Here is a 15,738-nt window from a genome sequence, read left to right as displayed (position 1 = left end):
CTGGCCGGAATACGTCGGTCGCAACCGGCTAGCACCGGCCAAAAGCAGCCAGTGGCTAACGGCAGAGCAGTGAGCAACGGCAGTGTCTACATGGAATGAGTACTCAACCAATCGGACATCCACTAACCGGGGCATGACCGTGGCCATATTCGACGGGCTCACCCGCCTGGTCTGACTTCCGCGGGACACAAAAAACCGCCCCCGGAGGCGGCTTTTCACTTCTATCACCCTCAGTCGAAGGTTTCTCCTCAAGCATACTCGGCGTACTTGTACACCGTAGTCTGCGTTATCTCTGCCGCGTCCGTGAGGGATAGGTTCAGCTGGTCATTGTAGGCCTTGAGTTCGGCCCAAAGCTCACTCTCGGATAGGGGCGGGAGGTTTCTGATGTGCTCAATCTCTCTACCCTGCTCATCGCACTTCATAAGGGCATGTGGATTCCGCGCATCATCACTATTAACCAAGCAATAGCCCTTGCGATTGACGGGTTCTACCCCAGTAATCGTCTCAACAATGCTGTTGTACATAGGCTTGTGCGAGGCACCGTTGAAGTAAATCGGTGAATCACTCAGGGCGTAGAAGGTGACAAGCCAGAGAGTCAGCTTGAAGGAAAACTTTCCTGCCTGATCAGCGAAGGTCACCACGATAGGGGTGTGGTTCTGATGGCAGTAACTGATGTCATTGGGGTCTAGCGGCTCTCTGTGCTCGGTGTACTCGCCGACAGCGCTGCTAAAGCCAATGGTGAGGAATCTAGGCTTCTGAGCCACCACAGGGGCAGGCCTGGTGTAGCTGGTTACCCCAAACCCATCGGGGTTCAAGGATTGGCCAATCAGGTAATCACGAATCACCAATGGCATATTCCAAGGCGCGGCACGCCCATGTGCCAGAAATGTCATTGGTGTTCGCCCAGGAATCTCCACCAAGGCGATCGCTGCCGCATTTTCCTCAGGGATCGTCTCTGGAAGGCCAGCACTTGCCGCATTCCAATGACGGAAGCCCAGCAAATGGCTGAGTTTCTCTTGATGTGCAGATAGCTTGCTGCTTTGACCAAGGGCTTTGGTCGTTAAATGCAGGATTTTGGCTAGTTCAAGGACTTGCTTGCGAGATAGGGACATACGGGGCTTCCTCAGATCTGGTTTGCATCTGCTCCCCCGTTCCAGACGATTCAAAGATCGTAGGATTGACCCAATGTATGGTTTGACGCGATCCGCTGACGCGAGAAAGGAAGGCATTCACCGTGGCGCAAGTTGCGCTGGGGAAGGGCAGGGGCTTCCGGAACCTGCTTTCAGGTTATGTCCTGCACGACGAAGATGCAACTGTGTTACTGCCCCATCGAGATGGCCTGCTGAATAATCTACAGCCGCGTCCGGGTGGGCGGTAATGTAGCCCTGCGCACGCAACACGCCGGCTGGTGAGTGCGGCTGGAGCGGCTCGGATGGGCTCTTCCTGCCCGATCAGCCATGGCAGGGAAAGCATTCGTATGGTGAAAATGCGACGCCTCCAATTGTATGCTGGCATTTTGCCGTATCTCGGGAGGGTATTCCGCGAAGGCTCCAAGGAGCTGGAAGAGTTCAAAAAAACAGGCGAGCCTGCTAAGCAGTTCACCGACATCGGCACTGGCCCTGAAGGAATGACCGTCAAGTCTGCCGACGAGTCGACTATGAAGGACTACCTGCAAGCAATTAAGAAGTAATCCGCACAAGGCACTGCTCTCTACTCTGGAGGGGGTGGTGCCTGGCGTCCTATCAGCGCTTTACACGTGCACGCAGATGCACATATAGTCGCCGCATGACTACATCACCGACCCGAACCCAAGCCATCGAGGCCGCCATCGAATCACTTGATGGTGCATTCTTCAAAGCCCTGTGCGAGCCACCACGAGTCGCCGTGTTGAAACGCGTTATGCAATTAGGCCGAGCAGATGTCACCGAGATTGCGGCTGAGCTGCCTCAGGAGCGCTCGGTAGTCTCACGTCATCTTCAGGTACTGCTTGAAGCCGGGATCGTTCGTGCCTCGAAGGTTGGACGGCAGATGTTCTACGAAGTGGATGGCCTAGCCATTATCCAGCGTCTGGAAAATATCCTCCTCCACACAAAAAGCATCGCCCCGTTCTGCTGCCCAGGCAGCCAGGACTGATTTCATTTATCCAATAACGTGCATGAGTGCGCATATATGAACACAAAAGACCAACCTTTCGATGTCGTTGTCATCGGTGCTGGCCAAGCAGGGTTGGCCAGCGGCTGGCACCTGAAACAGCAGGGGCTCAACTTCATTATTCTCGATGAGCAATCGCAACCTGGTGGGAACTGGCGTAACTACTACGATAGCCTCGAACTGTTCTCGCCGGCAGCCTACTCAGCTCTACCGGGGATGCCGTTCCCCGGAGCACCAAACCACTACCCCGCTCGTGATGAAGTGGTGCGTTACCTAGAGCAGTACGCCTACCTCTTCCAACTACCTATCCTCCACGGCGTTCAGGTCACACGGGTAGATCAGGAAGATGAAGGATTCCAAATAACTGCCGCCGACGGGCAACGCTTTTGGGCGAGGGCGGTGGTAGTGGCATCGGGAGCCTTTAGTCGCCCCTACATACCAAGCATTCTTGGGCTCGAAAGCTTCAGCGGCACTCGACTTCACAGTGCCGACTATCGGAATGCAGAGGCTTTCAGTGGGCAAAGCATCGTCGTAATTGGCGCGGCGAACTCCGCTGTACAGATCGCTTACGACTTAGCCAAAGTGGCCACCGTTACGTTGGCCACACGAGAAGCGATTCGGTTCGTGCCACAACGGATATTGGGGGCAGATTTCCATACCTGGCTGAAATGGACAGGCCTGGAGAAAACCCGCTGGCTGAACGACCAAAGCACACCTGTACTGGACGACGGCACCTACAGAAAGGCGCTGAAAGCCGGATTATTCAAACAAGCCGCAATGTTCACTCAGGTAACTTCAAAAGGTGTTGTTTGGGCCGATGGGCAGCATGAAGCCGTCAATAGCATTGTGTTCGCCACCGGTTTTCGTCCGAACCTGCCATTCCTCGAAGGCCTGCCCGTGATCGACGAACGAGGCCATGTGACGCAACGTGACGGGCGAGCCGTGCATGTCCCCGGCTTGTACTTTGTGGGCCTGCCTAAGCAACGCAACTTTGCTTCTGCAACCCTCAGAGGCGTAGGGCCAGATGCCGGATACATAATGCCGGATTTGCTTCACCGCCTTCGCGCCTCGGGAGAGGCTCGCGCACCCGTAGCGCAAAACTGAGCCACTCACGCCCGAAAGATGACAAGAAACCGTAGCTAGTGGTGAGTCCAGAGGGCAGCCAGTAATACCTGCAAAGGGTTGCGTAAGCAGCCAAACGTGAATGGCTGCTATTGGCCGAATCCAGGCCTTCGCGACAGGCAGCTATCCACCACCACGCTTTCATCCAGCAGCTCGTCGATACGCCGGGTCACCCGGTCGATATCCACCCGCTCGACCAGGCTGTCGATCACCCCCCGCAGGTAATCGAAGGCTGCCACCACCCGCACCAGTTGGTTGCCGAGGATCTCCGGTTTACAGGCTTCGTACAGCGCGGCGATGGTGTTCTGGTAGACATTGAAAGTCTTACGCCATTCCTCGTTGCCGAGCAGGATGTCGGCGAACTCGTTGAAGCGGCTGAGGTTCTTGAAGATCTCCTCGCGCCCCAACACGTCTTCCAGGGAAATACCGCGCTCACGGCAATACCCCAGGCCTTCGGCGATGGCATCGTCCAGCAGACCGCGCAATACACTCTTGTCCTGCACTGGCGGCTCGTCGGTGCCTTCTTCGCCCTGGGCGTAATCCTTCAAGGCCTGTTTCATATTGCGGAAGACGTTGTAGTAATCGACGATTTCGCCGTTGCTCTTGCTCACCCCATTGATCTGGTGCGAGGTCACCCTGTTGGCGCGGGCGATGGTCTGCATCAGGGTGTGGCCCTTCATTGGCTTGTCGAGGTACAGGGTGGAAACAGTCGGCGCATCGAAGCCGGTCAGCCACATGGCGCAGACGAACACCAATTGCAGCGGGTGTTCGGGGTCTTTGAAGTTTTGCTCGACATCATGGCCGTGCTCGTCCAGCGCGTTCATGCGCTGACGGTGACGGGCGACTTCCAGGCACTGCAACTTGAACTTCTCTTCCTCGCCGGCTTCCTCGCTGATTACCACCGCCATCTGCACGGCGTGCATATAGGCGACGATCTTTTTCAGCCGGGCTTTTTCCACCTCGTTAGGTGTTTGCGTGATCCGCCCGCGCAGGGCTTTCAGCTCTTCCTTCCACAGCCGCTGCACCTTGTCGTACAGCTTTACCGCAGTGAACTTATCCACGGCGATGACGATGCCCTTGCCCAGATAACCACGCCGCGGGAAGTGGTAGACGATATCGCGGGCGATGGTTTCCAGGCGGTCGTCGCGCTTGATCACCTGCACTTCCTGGGCGAACTGGCGTTCGAGTTTTTCCTGCTGCGCCTCGTCGAGGTTTTCCTCTTCGAGGATCTGGTAGAACTCCTCGCTTAGGTCGTCGTTCTGGATCAGCACCTCGGGCACGCGCTTCTGGTAGAACAGCGGCACGGTAGCGCCGTCGTCCATCGACTGCTGGAAGTTGTATTCGGACACGTAATCGCCAAACCATTGGTTGGTCTTGCGTTCGCGGCCCAGCAGCGGCGTACCGGTAAAGGCGACGAAGTTGGCCTGGGGCAGGCCGGCACGCATGTTTTCCGCCAGGCTCTTGTACTGGGTGCGGTGCGCCTCGTCGACGATCACCACGATATCGTCGCGATCAGAGAGCAAGGGGTAAGCCTTGCCTTTGTCGTAGCGGAATTTCTGGATCAGGGTGAACACCAGGCGCTTGCTCTGGCCGAGGAAGGTGCGCAGCTCTTCGCTGTTTTTCGGCCGGGCGGCCTCGTGGCTCTGCACCGTGCCGGTATTGAGGAAGTTGCGGAAGATCTGCCCATCAAGATCGTCGCGGTCGGTGACCACCAGAAAGGTGAAGTGCCCCGGCAGTTTGCGCAGGATCTTGCGGGCATAAAAGATCATCGAAAAGCTCTTGCCCGAACCCTGGGTGTGCCAGAAAACGCCGAGTTTGCCGCGCAGCGCCTTGCGTTGCTGGAAGCGCGTGAAGGCGCGGTTAACGCCGATAAACTGGTGGTTCTGGGCGATGATCTTCTGCGTCTGCTTGTGGAACAGCACGTAGTTTTCCACGTAATCCAGCAGCCGCTCGGGGGCGAACAGACCGTCGATCACCCGCTCGATACTGGTGCCCTGCTCCTTGATCTGGGCGCGATCGAGCTTTTCCTTCTCGTCGTCCACCCGCAGCCAGCTAAAGAAGTGCTCCCACTCGGCGGTCAGGCTGCCAACGCGGGTTTCCAGGGCATTGCTCAGTACGCAGAAGGCGTTGGTCAGAAACAGTTGTGGAATGCTCTGGCGGTAACGCACCAGATTGTCGTCATAGGCATTGCGCAGTGGAATCTTGGCGTTTTTCAGCTCGATAAATACCAGCGGAATGCCGTAGGTGTTGAAGCGGCGGTCGTTCTCCACCGTGGCCAGGGAGACGTCGTCGACATTGAATGGCGGATTTGCCATCACGTAGTCGAACTGGCCGAAGCTGTCGTGCGGGTCGCCGTTGTAATCCTGGTCCCTCCGCCAAAGAGTGGGTCGATGCCATGGACCATCTCAAAGACAACCTAAAGGTCTGTTCTAGCCATAAGGGACATCATTACTACAAGGATCTGCATACCTGCCCCTGGTGTTCCCTTGAGACTCAGGGCGTCATCTACTTCAACGTCGCTGTGACCGCAGGAGGTCCGATATCGACCTTCACCGGCGATATGAACAAGCTCTGGGCTGCTATCCAGGCGGTACAGCTCCCAGCGTCAATCTTCTCGCCGCCGGCTCATGTGCGAACGCTTACACCCGCGGCTTCGCCCTCGGGAGCTATCGAGAAGCCGCTTAAGTGGATCGGCTATGCCGGGGTAGTTTTCGCCTTCTTTGCCATTGCCCATGAGGCGCCGAAGCTCATGATGCTATGGCTGATAATTGGCGGGTTCCTGCTTTACCAGATCGCAAATTTTGGGGAGGAGGCTGTAAACGCCGAGCGCCAGCGCCGCCGCCAGGAGCTTTCTGCTGCTGAAGCCGAACTGAAAAATATCATCGAACAAATGGAGCGTGAGGCAGGCATTGCAGAGGCACGCCACATCATCGTAGATCCGCCGCGTCTTGCGGACCGAATAGCTTCTGCCATCCCTCTCGCACAGGTAGCAGCAATACTTCATCAACGACCCATCCGGGGTCGGCTGGGCTCTGCCTAGCCCACCATCGTCTCAAATGGCTTTTCCGAGCGCTTCGAGCAGCATGGCGATCTTCTGCTCGTTTCGCTTGTAGTAGGTCCAGGGGCCGATGCGTTGCGAGGTCACCAGCTGCGCGCGCTGGAGCGCGGCGAGGTAGTTCGAGACGGTCGACTGGGACAGCCCGACGCGCTCCTGGATGATGCTGACGCAGACGCCGAGCTGCTCGGGATCGGCTTCCTGCTCCGGGAAGTTGGTCTTCGGGTCCTTCAGCAGGGTAAGGATGGCCAGGCGGGTGGGGTTGTCCAACGCCTTCAGCGCTTCACTGACGTCTATGTTCATATTCGCCGCGGGTAGTGGGTTTTCGCGATCTTACGATACTTCGGTCCGGATCGCTGCGTGCCCGTTTATGGCGGGCACGCAGCAGTCGCTCAGGCCGGGTGCGTCGGGTAGTCGGTGTAACCCTTGTCAGTGCCGCCGTACATGCTGTTCGGGTCCAGCGTGTTCATCAGCCAGCCATTGGCGATGCGCGCGGGCAGGTCATGGTTGGCGATGAACGGACGGCCGAACGCAATGAGGTCCGCCCAGCCGGCTTCGATTGCCGCCGCGGCGCGCTCGGGGGTGTACCTGCCGGCGTAGATGATCTTGCCGCTGAAGGCCGCACGGACCGCCTTGCGGAAGCTGTGAGGAAGCTCGGGCGCGCTGTCCCAGTCGGCTTCTGCCAGGGACAGGTAGGCCACGCCGATTTCGTCCAGGCACTTGACCGCCTCGACATAGGTTTCCTGCGGATCATCCTCGACCAGTCCGAGATAAACACGCTCTTCGTCCGTGCTGGCGAACAGGGGCGCAAAGCGAACCCCCATACGATCAGCACCGATGGCATCGGCAATGGCCTGGACTACTTCGCGCAGAAAGCGCAGGCGGTTGTGCAGGGAGCCACCATATTCGTCGGTTCGGGTGTTGGTGTGAGCCGAGATGAACTGGTTGACCAGATAGCCGTTGGCGCAGTGAATCTCGATGCCGTCAAAGCCCGCTTCCAGCGCGTTGCGCGCAGCCTGGGCATAGAGCTGCACCAGTTCTTTGACCTCGGCATTGGTTAGTTCCCTCGGAGTCGATGGGTCCGCCAGCATGCCCACCCCCGGCCCGGTCTCGATGAAGACCTTGACGTTGCGTGCAGGGATCGCCGACGGCGCGACCGGGTCGGCTCCACCCGGCTGCAGCGAGGTGTGGGACACGCGGCCGACGTGCCAGAGCTGCGCAAAGATCACGCCGCCTTCAGCATGAACTGCCTGGCTGATCGCCTTCCAACCTTCGATCTGCTCCGGGCTATAGATGCCGGGCGTCCATGCGTAGCCCTGGCCACGGGGTTCGATCTGGGTGCCTTCGGTCACCATGAAGCCGGCTCCGGCTCGTTGCCGATAATAAGCGGCCATCAATTCGTTGGGGATATTGCCCGGCTGCGAGCTGCGCGAGCGCGTCAGCGGCGGCAGTACGATGCGATTGCGCAGGGGATAAGGGCCAAGGGTCGTCGGTGTGAAGAGTGCTTGATGATTCATAATGTGAGATTTGGATATCGTGATTTATAGATATGAACTAGCGAAGCTTGCCCGCTGTATAGGTGAACCGTACCGCCCCGCTCGGTTGCGTCCGGAGTCGGTAGCTGCACCAGGTCGGCGATACTGGTGATCATATCGGTAAATGTCAATATCTAGTTATAAGAATGTCGATGGCGTTTGTTTTTACGGGCCAGTAGCGCAGCGTTTTGGCTCAAGCAACCCGCACGGCGATCCATAGGATTTCTGGATATCCGTCCTGTCGTGCTCGCCTTCAATTAGCGCATTCATGGCCTTCCTCTATGAGCGGCTCGCTGGCTAGACCTGAGTTGCGCCCGCCGTCACGAGTGAGCGGAACGGCCCCCGGAAGGGGGCCTATCCATTTGCGACGCATCAACGTCAACGCTGAGCTATCAGTGCTCGTGCTTGCCGCTGACGAAGCTCAGCGAGGAAAACATGCCGCGCACGCGTGCATCCGGGTCGTCGCTCGGGACGGTCGCCGAGGCTGCGATGACGTTCAGGCCGTGGTTGCGCACAGTGATCTTGGCCTTGCCCTGGGCATTGGTTTTTGTGGCCACCTCGTCCGGGGTGTTCACGTAGTCGGCTGTCAGCTCGATGTCGGCGGCCGGCTTGCCATCGACCAGGACCTGGACTTCAAGCTCCTTGCCCACTTCTACTGACAGCGGATCGGCTTGCGGCACGATGACCAGCTTCAGCTTATCCAGCGCTGGCAGCTTCGCATCCTCATGCAGCACCGCCAGGCTGTACTTGTAGTAGCGCCCGGAAGCCAGTGCGCCGGGGACCTTTGTTTCACCCAGGTTCACCCATTTCTTGTCCGGCGACTGGGTCCAGTATCCATTGTCCAGCGCGACGCTGAGCACCGCCGCCGACTCAAGCGGCTTCAGTCGCGCATGATCCTCGAGCTGCTCGACGGTCACCGGGATACGACCACCACGCTGGTCGCTCGCCCAGGCACCCGAAATCTTCTTCGGGTCGTAGGCGTTGTCTTCGGCGCCATGGCCGTAGATCACTTCAATATTGCCGCGACGTTCTTCGGTCCACATACCGTGGGCAGAGGCCTGGCCGGTCATCATCACGGCCAGCAGGGCCATGGCGAGTTTCGCGTGTTGCTTGTTCATATTCAGTCCTTGTGGATTCAACGGGGGACGATCCGGCCCGGTATCGAGCCGGTCGGCATTACAGATTCAACGACAGGCTAAGGCTGAGGTTGCGCGGCTCGCCCGGCATTACCCAGACGTTGCTGTAGGAGCGCTCGTAATAGGTGCGGTCGAAGGCGTTGTTGAGGTTCACGCCCAGGGTCAGGTCCTGCGTGGCCTTGTAGCGCGCTAGCAGATCGACGGTGGTGTAGCCCGGCAGTTCGAAGCCACTGTCCGCAACGTTGCCGGATCGATCGCCGACGTAGTTGGCCCCACCGCCGAGCTCCAGGCCCCGCAGCCCGCCGTCGAGGAACTCGTACACACCCAGCAAGCTGCCGCTGTGCTCGGGCACATTGAGCAGGCGGCTGCCGCGCGCCAGCGTGTTGTCCTCAGTCACCTCGGCGTCTACATAGGCGTAGGCGCCGATCACCCGTACTGCGTCGGTCAGCTGTCCGGTCAACTGCAGATCGATACCGCGGCTGCGCAATTCGCCAGCTGCGATCTGATAGGCCGAATCTGCGGGGTCCGCGGTGAGCACGTTTTCCTTGGTCAGGTGAAACGCAGCGACGGTCATGCCCAGACGGCTGTCGAGCAGATCGAACTTGAAGCCCGCTTCGTAGCCCACCCCCTCCTCGGGGTCGAAGGCCGCGCCTGACGCATCGGCGCCGCCGTTGGGCTTGAATGACTGCGACGCGTTGGCAAATACGCCGACTTCGGGCGTGAACTGATAGAGCGCGCCAATGCGTGGCGTGACCTTTTCATGGGTCTGCTCGGCGCGGGTGCCCGCTACTTCGTTGTCCAGGCGATGTTCGTAGTGGTCGTAACGCGCACCGATAACGCCGAAAAGTTTTTCGGTAAAGCGCAGCTGGTCCTGCAGGTTCAGCGAGCGGGAGTGGACCAGCTCGTGACGATGAGTGCTGCGCCCGCCAAGGCCAACGCTGAATGGAGGACGCGGTTGCCCGTAAACCGGCTCGTATATGTCGATCTGCGAGATCGGGCTGGTGCGCATCAAGCGTTCGTTTTTGGAATAGCGCTCGTACTCGGTGCCGATCAGCAGGTTGTGCTCGATAGCGCCGGTGTAGACCACGCCACGAAGTTCCAGCTGAGTGATGCTGTCCTGCCAGTCGAAGTCGCGATAGCGGTATTCCCGGTTGAGCGTGCGCGCATCGTCGGCCAGAAAGCTCGCCTCGGTTGCGCCGCCGCTCAGGCGCCCCTGCTTGTAGTGGCTGGCCAATCTGACCGTCCAGCTGGCATTGAGATCATGTTCGATCTCGGCCTGCAGGCTCTCGTTGTTGTTCTTGATATCGCCGTCGCCGGGCTCACCGAAAAAGTCCGAACGCGAGACGCTTCCAAGATGATCATTCGGCGCCACCACACCACGGTCAAACACCTGGCTGTTCCGAATGACTTCAGCCTGCACCAGCAGCCGCGTCTGCGGTGTCAGCTCCCAGCTGAACGCCGGCGCGAAGAACTGCCGTTCGCCGGAGCGGTAATCACGGAAGCTGTTGCTGTCTTCTACCGCGAGGTTCATGCGGTAGAGCATCTTGCCTGCGTCATCCAGGGGCGTGTTGACGTCCAGGCTGCTGCGGTAACGGTCCCAACGGCCGGCGCTCAGGTCCAGGCGCGCGAACTGATCATTCTGCGGGCGCTTGCTGACGATATTGATGGTGCCGCCTGGGTCGCCGCGGCCATAAAGGCTGGAGGCCGGGCCTTTGAGCACATCGATGCGCTCGACGTTTGATGGGTCCTGCGGGTTCATGTAACCGCGGTTGACGCTGAAGCCGTCCTTGTAGAACTCCGAGGTGGTCAGGCCACGGATGCTGTATTCATACATGGTCAGGCCGCCGAAGTCGTTCTGGCGGGCGACGCCTCCGGCGTAATCCAGCGCCTTCTCGATACGCGGGCTGTCCAGATCCTCCAGCACGGTGGCGGGAATGACGCTGACCGCCTGGGGCACCTCCTCCAGCGGACTGTCGGTCTTGGTCGCGCTCGCCGAACGCCGGGCCTGGTAGCCCTTGACCTCGGCCTGCTCACGATCGGCCGTGACCACTACTTCCTCGAGAACCGCGCTGTCCGGCTCCTGCGCCAGCGCTGTCATGCTGCTGAATCCCGCCGCGGCGGCAATCCCAACTAACCGTGCTACAACCCTTCTACTGCTCATGACCGCTTCCGACTTGATGTTATACCGTAACATTTGATCGAAGCCGTTAATGGCTGTCAATGACGAATCCTGTCTGGAAAGCTGTATCCGGGTACGGCAGCATGCAGGCAGCACCAACCATTAACGAACCTTGCGAGCACGCGAATGATCGATTTCAACAACAAAGGCTTTTTCAAGCTGAAGCAAAACGACGAGTATGCAGAGCGGGTCAGGTCACTGTTGCTGGATGACGAACAGGTGATCGACGCCTACAAATCGATGCGCGATGGCGTGGTGTTCACCACTCGGCGAATCATCGCGGTCAACGTGCAGGGCATCACCGGTAGCAAGAAGGATTTCACCTCGCTGCCCTACAAGAACATCGTCGCTTATTCGGTGGAGACGTCCGGCACCTTCGATCTGGACTCGGAGCTGGAGATCTATTTCTCATCACTGGGCTTGGTGAAGTTCGAGTTCACCGGCAAGGCCGCCATCGTCGAGATATCGAAACACATCTCCAAGCACCTGCTCTGACCGATAAGTTCGAGGACTGATGATGTGCTCATCAAAGAAGCGCCTGGCATGGCTGCTGGCAGTCACGCTGGCGATAGCCTTCTGCCAGACGGCGGTGGCGGACTCAGCCCCGCCGGGTATCGACGCGACGGTGAACGACGCCGCAAACGCAGTGATGGAGCAGCACGGTATTCCCGGCCTCGCGATCGCGGTCACCGCTGGGGGCCAGCAGCACTTCTACCAATACGGCCTTGCCTCCAAAGAGACCCAGCAGCCGGTCACGCGCAACACGCTGTTCGAAATCGGCTCGGTCAGCAAGACTCTTACCGCGACCCTCGCCGCGTACGCCGAGGCCCAGGGCAAACTCGCGCTCACCGACAGCCCCAGTCGCCATCTGCCGGCCCTGGAAGGCAGCGAGCTCGATGCGGTATCCCTGATCAATCTGGCGACGCACACCGCGGGCGGCTTTCCGTTGCAGCTACCCGAGGAAATCCGCAACGAACAGCAGCTGACGGACTACTTCAAAAGCTGGCGGCCGCAACATCCGCAGGGAAGCTACCGCAACTACGCCAATCCCAGCATCGGGCTGCTTGGCAGGGCCACGGCGGCCAGTCTGGAGCGTTCCTATAGCGATGCCTTGCAGAAAGGCCTGCTGCCGAAACTGGGGATGTCCAGCACCTACCTCGAAGTGCCGGCCAGCGAGATGCCGCGCTATGCGCAGGGTTACAACCAGAAGGGCGACCCGGTCAGGCTCAACTCTGCATTGCTGGCGGAAGAAGCCTATGGGGTGAAGACGACCAGCGAAGATCTGCTGCGCTTCGTCGAAGCCCAACTCGGCATTGTCGAGACTGATGAAAAAGTGGCTCAGGCCATGGCAGCCACCCACACCGGCTACTACCGAATCGGCGCCATGACCCAGGCACTGGTCTGGGAGCAGTATCGCTATCCGGTGGTACTGGATGATCTGCTGGCTGGTAACGGCAGCAAGATGGTGCTCGAAAGCCATCCAGTGGAGGCGATCACGCCGCCGTTGGCACCACAGGCAGACGTCTGGATCAACAAGACCGGTTCGACCAACGGCTTCGGCGCCTATGTGGCCTTCATACCGGCGCGGCAGCTGGGCATTGTGATCCTGGCCAACCGGTACTACCCGAACGAAGAGCGGGTGAAACTCGCCCATCGCATCCTCAGCGAACTGGACGAATAGCGGCGCCATCGGTTGCACTGCGGCCGGGCGTAATGGTCAGACGCACAGTGTTGCGGACGCGCTGTCGGTCCTCGGATCTGGCACCAGAATGAAAAAGCCCTCAAACAAATGAGGGCTCTCGAGATTCGATAAAGAGGCGCCGCCGATTTACGCCGAGGTCAGGAACAGGAACCTGATCAGACCATCAGGCTCGTTCCCGGCGTTGCGGTGTCGCTGAGGCGAAACTAGCGATCGCTTTCAATGCAGGAGGCTGGTTGCGCAGGAGACGCAGCTGGCTCAGTCAGGGTGAGTAAGGGCTCAGTAGCTTGCCGATCATTCGTGCGGATGCCCAAGGCCATAAGCAGCGTCTCGGTGACTTCCATGAATGAATACCCATCGGCCCAAATTTCACTCTTACCGTTCAGCCTGCTGTCCATTTTCTTCCTATCCTGAGCTGGCGCAATCATCCAGCTTCACATCAATTGAATGGCCATTGCCGTTTGGCAACACACTCCCTCAGCAGTGACCGTGCCAGAATTTTTGGAAATATTTTTTTCATATTTTTCAACTAGTTATCAGAATCAGTAGAAATTGCCGTATTGCAACTTGCATGAATGCCGGGGTAATGCGTTGCGATGTGCACGCCCCAAACGGTCATCTGCCCTATCAGCAGCAAGAAAGACAACGGCAAGCGCACCGGCATAAAGCCATTGCTGGGTCCGTAACCGCAGCCGGCATAATCGACCACTCCCTCCGAGCCTCTCGCCCAATGCAGATCGATGAAGAACTGACGCTGAAAAAGCTGGAAGTGTTTCTGGCCTTCATGCGCAGCGGCAGCCTGACCAAGGCGGCGGCCGAGCTGAACACCAGTAACGTCAGCGTCCACCGCGCCATTCATTCGCTGGAAAGCGCCCTGCGCTGTCCGCTGTTCAAGCGCGACGGCCGCAATCTGATCCCGCTGGAGAGCGCCCTTGTCCTGGAGGAGCGAGCCCAACTGCTGATCAAGGACGTCGTCGAAACGGTGCGCCAGACGCGTGAAGCAGCGGGGTTTTCGGCGGAACGCTTCAAGCTTGGCGCGCTGTATTCATTGACGGTCAAGACCGTTCCGCAGCTGATCATGGGCCTCAAGCTGCGCCGCAGTGAGCTGAATATCGACCTGATCCTCGGCTCTAACGTCGACCTGCTCTACAAGCTGAAGAACATGGAACTGGACGCCGTTCTGGTCTCCCTTGATGACAGCCACATCAATCCCGATTGCGAGCAATTGCTGCTTTTCGCCGACGATATCTTTCTGGCGGTGCCGACAGACTCGCCTTTCGCCGAACAAGCGGAAGTCGACCTGGCGGACCTGCGCGAGAACACCTTCATCACCCTTACCCAGGGCTTCGCTACCCATCGCGACAGCGCCCGGGTGTTCAGCCAGGCAGGCTTCGAGCCGAACGTAGGCATGCAGGTCAATGACATCTTTACCCTGCTCAGCATGGTCAGCTCCGGTGTCGGCTATGCGCTGTTGCCCGGACGCGTCGCAGCGGTGTACGAAAACCGCATCAGACTGATCCCCTTGCAACGGCGGTATCGCCTGCAGCAGCAGATCGGCGTCGTGTTCCTCAAGACCAAGGAACGCGATCCCAACCTGCTGGCATTGGTCGCGGAATGCCGCATGTATCGATCACGAGCAAGCGATATTTCGGGGGCCCGCGGCAATCATTAACTTTGGCGTAACGATAGCGGGTGGGTCTTAATTGTCTGCCCCCCCTGCGCGCGCTAGCCTGCAACCCGACTCGAGCAAGGATGCTCGGATTACGAGAAATTCTCTTTGACGTAACAAAAATAACTATGAGCCGTGAATCGCGGCTCTGAAGTGTCAATCTAGGAGATTCCAATGAAAGCCCTACTCCGTACCTCGGTTGCGGCTGCACTGCTGGTTGCCAGCATCCCCAGTTTCGCCGAAACCGTCCTGCGTGCGTCCCATCAGTTTCCAGGCAACCAAGGTGACCCCCGTGATGAAATGGTGCAGATCATCGCTCGGGAAGTCGCCGCCGCCGACGTCGGCCTGAAGATCCAGATCTATTCCGCGTCGTCCCTGTACAAGGCCAATGAACAATGGGGCGCGCTGACGCGGGGGCAACTCGACATGACGGCCTTGCCGCTGGACTACGCGTCCGGTCGCGTTCCGCAGTTTTCTGCCACCTTGATGCCGGGTCTGGTCAAGAACTATGAGCATGCCGAGCGCCTGAACGACTCCGACTTCATGAAGGAGATCCACGCGCTGGCGGAGAAGAACGGCGCAATCATTCTGGCCGATGCCTGGCTGGCTGGCGGATTCGCATCGAAGAAGAGCTGCATTACTTCGCCGGATACCATCAAGGGACAGGTCATCCGCGCCGCAGGTCCTGCCTTCGAAAACATGCTTGCCGCTGCCGGCGCCTCGATTTCTTCGATGCCATCGTCGGAAATCTACACCGGTATGCAGACCGGCGTACTGGACGCCGCCAACACCTCGAACGACAGCTTCGTCTCGTACCGCCTGTACGAGCAGGTGAAATGCCTGACCGCGCCGGGCGAGAACGCCTTGTGGTTCATGTATGAGCCCGTGTTGATCTCCAAGCGTAGCTTCGAGCGCCTGACGCCTGAACAGCAGGAAGCGATGCTCGCCGCAGCCAGCAAAGCCGAAGCCTACTTCGCCGAAGAAGGCCCCAAGGGCGAAAAGCGCATGAGCGATACCTTCACCAAAGCCGGTGTGGAGGTTGTGAGCCTGAACAAGGAACAGCACGACGCCTGGATGCAGGTCGCACGCGAATCCTCGTATCAGTACTTTGCCGAGAAGGTAAAAGGCGGCAAAGAGCTTCTGGACAAAGCCCTAGCCGTGCAGTGATGCCCGTCAGGCCGCTTGCGCAGCG

At 58.9% G+C, this 15,738-nt stretch carries 14 protein-coding genes; 8 read left to right on the top strand and 6 right to left on the bottom strand.

Features of this window, described 5'->3' with window-relative positions; genetic code table 11:
* Nucleotides 1-248: 248 nt before the first annotated feature.
* Nucleotides 249-1,112 carry a hypothetical protein gene (locus NA619_RS20715; RefSeq protein ID WP_214329555.1) on the bottom strand — a complete coding sequence of 288 codons (864 nt, stop codon included), beginning with the start codon at nt 1,110-1,112 and terminating at the stop codon, nt 249-251.
* Nucleotides 1,113-1,432: 320 nt separating this feature from the next.
* On the opposite strand from NA619_RS20715, the gene NA619_RS20710 reads away from it, so the two are divergent.
* From NA619_RS20710 to NA619_RS20700, 3 genes are all read left to right on the top strand, one after another.
* Nucleotides 1,433-1,690, top strand: coding sequence for a hypothetical protein (locus NA619_RS20710; protein ID WP_255963701.1), 258 nt, complete (start codon nt 1,433-1,435; stop codon nt 1,688-1,690).
* 95 nt (nt 1,691-1,785) lie between these two features.
* A complete protein-coding gene (locus NA619_RS20705; RefSeq protein WP_253748543.1) occupies nt 1,786-2,133 on the top strand; it encodes an ArsR/SmtB family transcription factor in 348 nt (115 codons plus the stop codon).
* A gap of 36 nt (nt 2,134-2,169) precedes the next feature.
* A complete protein-coding gene (locus NA619_RS20700; RefSeq protein ID WP_253748545.1) occupies nt 2,170-3,255 on the top strand; it encodes a flavin-containing monooxygenase in 1,086 nt (361 codons plus the stop codon).
* Between the two features lie 107 nt (nt 3,256-3,362).
* On the opposite strand, the gene NA619_RS20695 is transcribed toward NA619_RS20700, so the two are convergent.
* Complete coding sequence (locus NA619_RS20695) at nt 3,363-5,588, bottom strand: type I restriction endonuclease subunit R (protein WP_255963699.1); 2,226 nt, start codon at nt 5,586-5,588, stop codon at nt 3,363-3,365.
* Between the two features lie 80 nt (nt 5,589-5,668).
* On the opposite strand from NA619_RS20695, the gene NA619_RS20690 reads away from it, so the two are divergent.
* Nucleotides 5,669-6,313: a hypothetical protein gene (locus NA619_RS20690; protein ID WP_255963698.1), complete on the top strand. Its 645-nt coding sequence runs from the start codon at nt 5,669-5,671 to the stop codon at nt 6,311-6,313.
* Nucleotides 6,314-6,325: 12 nt separating this feature from the next.
* On the opposite strand, the gene NA619_RS20685 is transcribed toward NA619_RS20690, so the two are convergent.
* The 4 genes from NA619_RS20685 to NA619_RS20670 form a co-directional block, all read right to left on the bottom strand.
* On the bottom strand, nt 6,326-6,631 hold the full coding sequence (locus NA619_RS20685) for an ArsR/SmtB family transcription factor (RefSeq protein WP_241529673.1): 306 nt from the start codon (nt 6,629-6,631) through the stop codon (nt 6,326-6,328).
* Between the two features lie 89 nt (nt 6,632-6,720).
* The gene (locus NA619_RS20680; protein ID WP_255963697.1) at nt 6,721-7,845 is read right to left on the bottom strand and encodes an alkene reductase; all 1,125 of its coding nucleotides are present in this window, start codon (nt 7,843-7,845) and stop codon (nt 6,721-6,723) included.
* Between the two features lie 410 nt (nt 7,846-8,255).
* The gene (locus tag NA619_RS20675) at nt 8,256-8,981 is read right to left on the bottom strand and encodes a DUF4198 domain-containing protein (protein ID WP_255963696.1); all 726 of its coding nucleotides are present in this window, start codon (nt 8,979-8,981) and stop codon (nt 8,256-8,258) included.
* Between the two features lie 58 nt (nt 8,982-9,039).
* Nucleotides 9,040-11,097: a TonB-dependent siderophore receptor gene (locus tag NA619_RS20670; RefSeq protein ID WP_255963695.1), complete on the bottom strand. Its 2,058-nt coding sequence runs from the start codon at nt 11,095-11,097 to the stop codon at nt 9,040-9,042.
* A gap of 207 nt (nt 11,098-11,304) precedes the next feature.
* Here NA619_RS20670 and NA619_RS20665 point away from each other — a divergent pair, with 207 nt between their 5' ends.
* From NA619_RS20665 to dctP, 4 genes are all read left to right on the top strand, one after another.
* Nucleotides 11,305-11,673 (top strand): PH domain-containing protein, encoded by a 369-nt coding sequence (locus NA619_RS20665; protein WP_255963694.1) that lies wholly within the window; start codon nt 11,305-11,307, stop codon nt 11,671-11,673.
* Between the two features lie 19 nt (nt 11,674-11,692).
* A complete protein-coding gene (gene ampC / locus NA619_RS20660; protein WP_255963693.1) occupies nt 11,693-12,859 on the top strand; it encodes a class C beta-lactamase in 1,167 nt (388 codons plus the stop codon).
* 748 nt (nt 12,860-13,607) lie between these two features.
* Complete coding sequence (locus NA619_RS20655; RefSeq protein ID WP_255963692.1) at nt 13,608-14,549, top strand: LysR family transcriptional regulator; 942 nt, start codon at nt 13,608-13,610, stop codon at nt 14,547-14,549.
* Nucleotides 14,550-14,720: 171 nt separating this feature from the next.
* On the top strand, nt 14,721-15,713 hold the full coding sequence (dctP, locus tag NA619_RS20650; RefSeq protein ID WP_255963691.1) for a TRAP transporter substrate-binding protein DctP: 993 nt from the start codon (nt 14,721-14,723) through the stop codon (nt 15,711-15,713).
* Nucleotides 15,714-15,738: the final 25 nt, after the last annotated feature.

Origin of the sequence: Stutzerimonas stutzeri (assembly GCF_024448895.1) — a bacterium.
Lineage (GTDB): Bacteria > Pseudomonadota > Gammaproteobacteria > Pseudomonadales > Pseudomonadaceae > Stutzerimonas > Stutzerimonas stutzeri_Q.
Note: the sequence above shows the minus strand (reverse complement) of the source record. Positions and strands in the feature narration are given on the sequence as shown.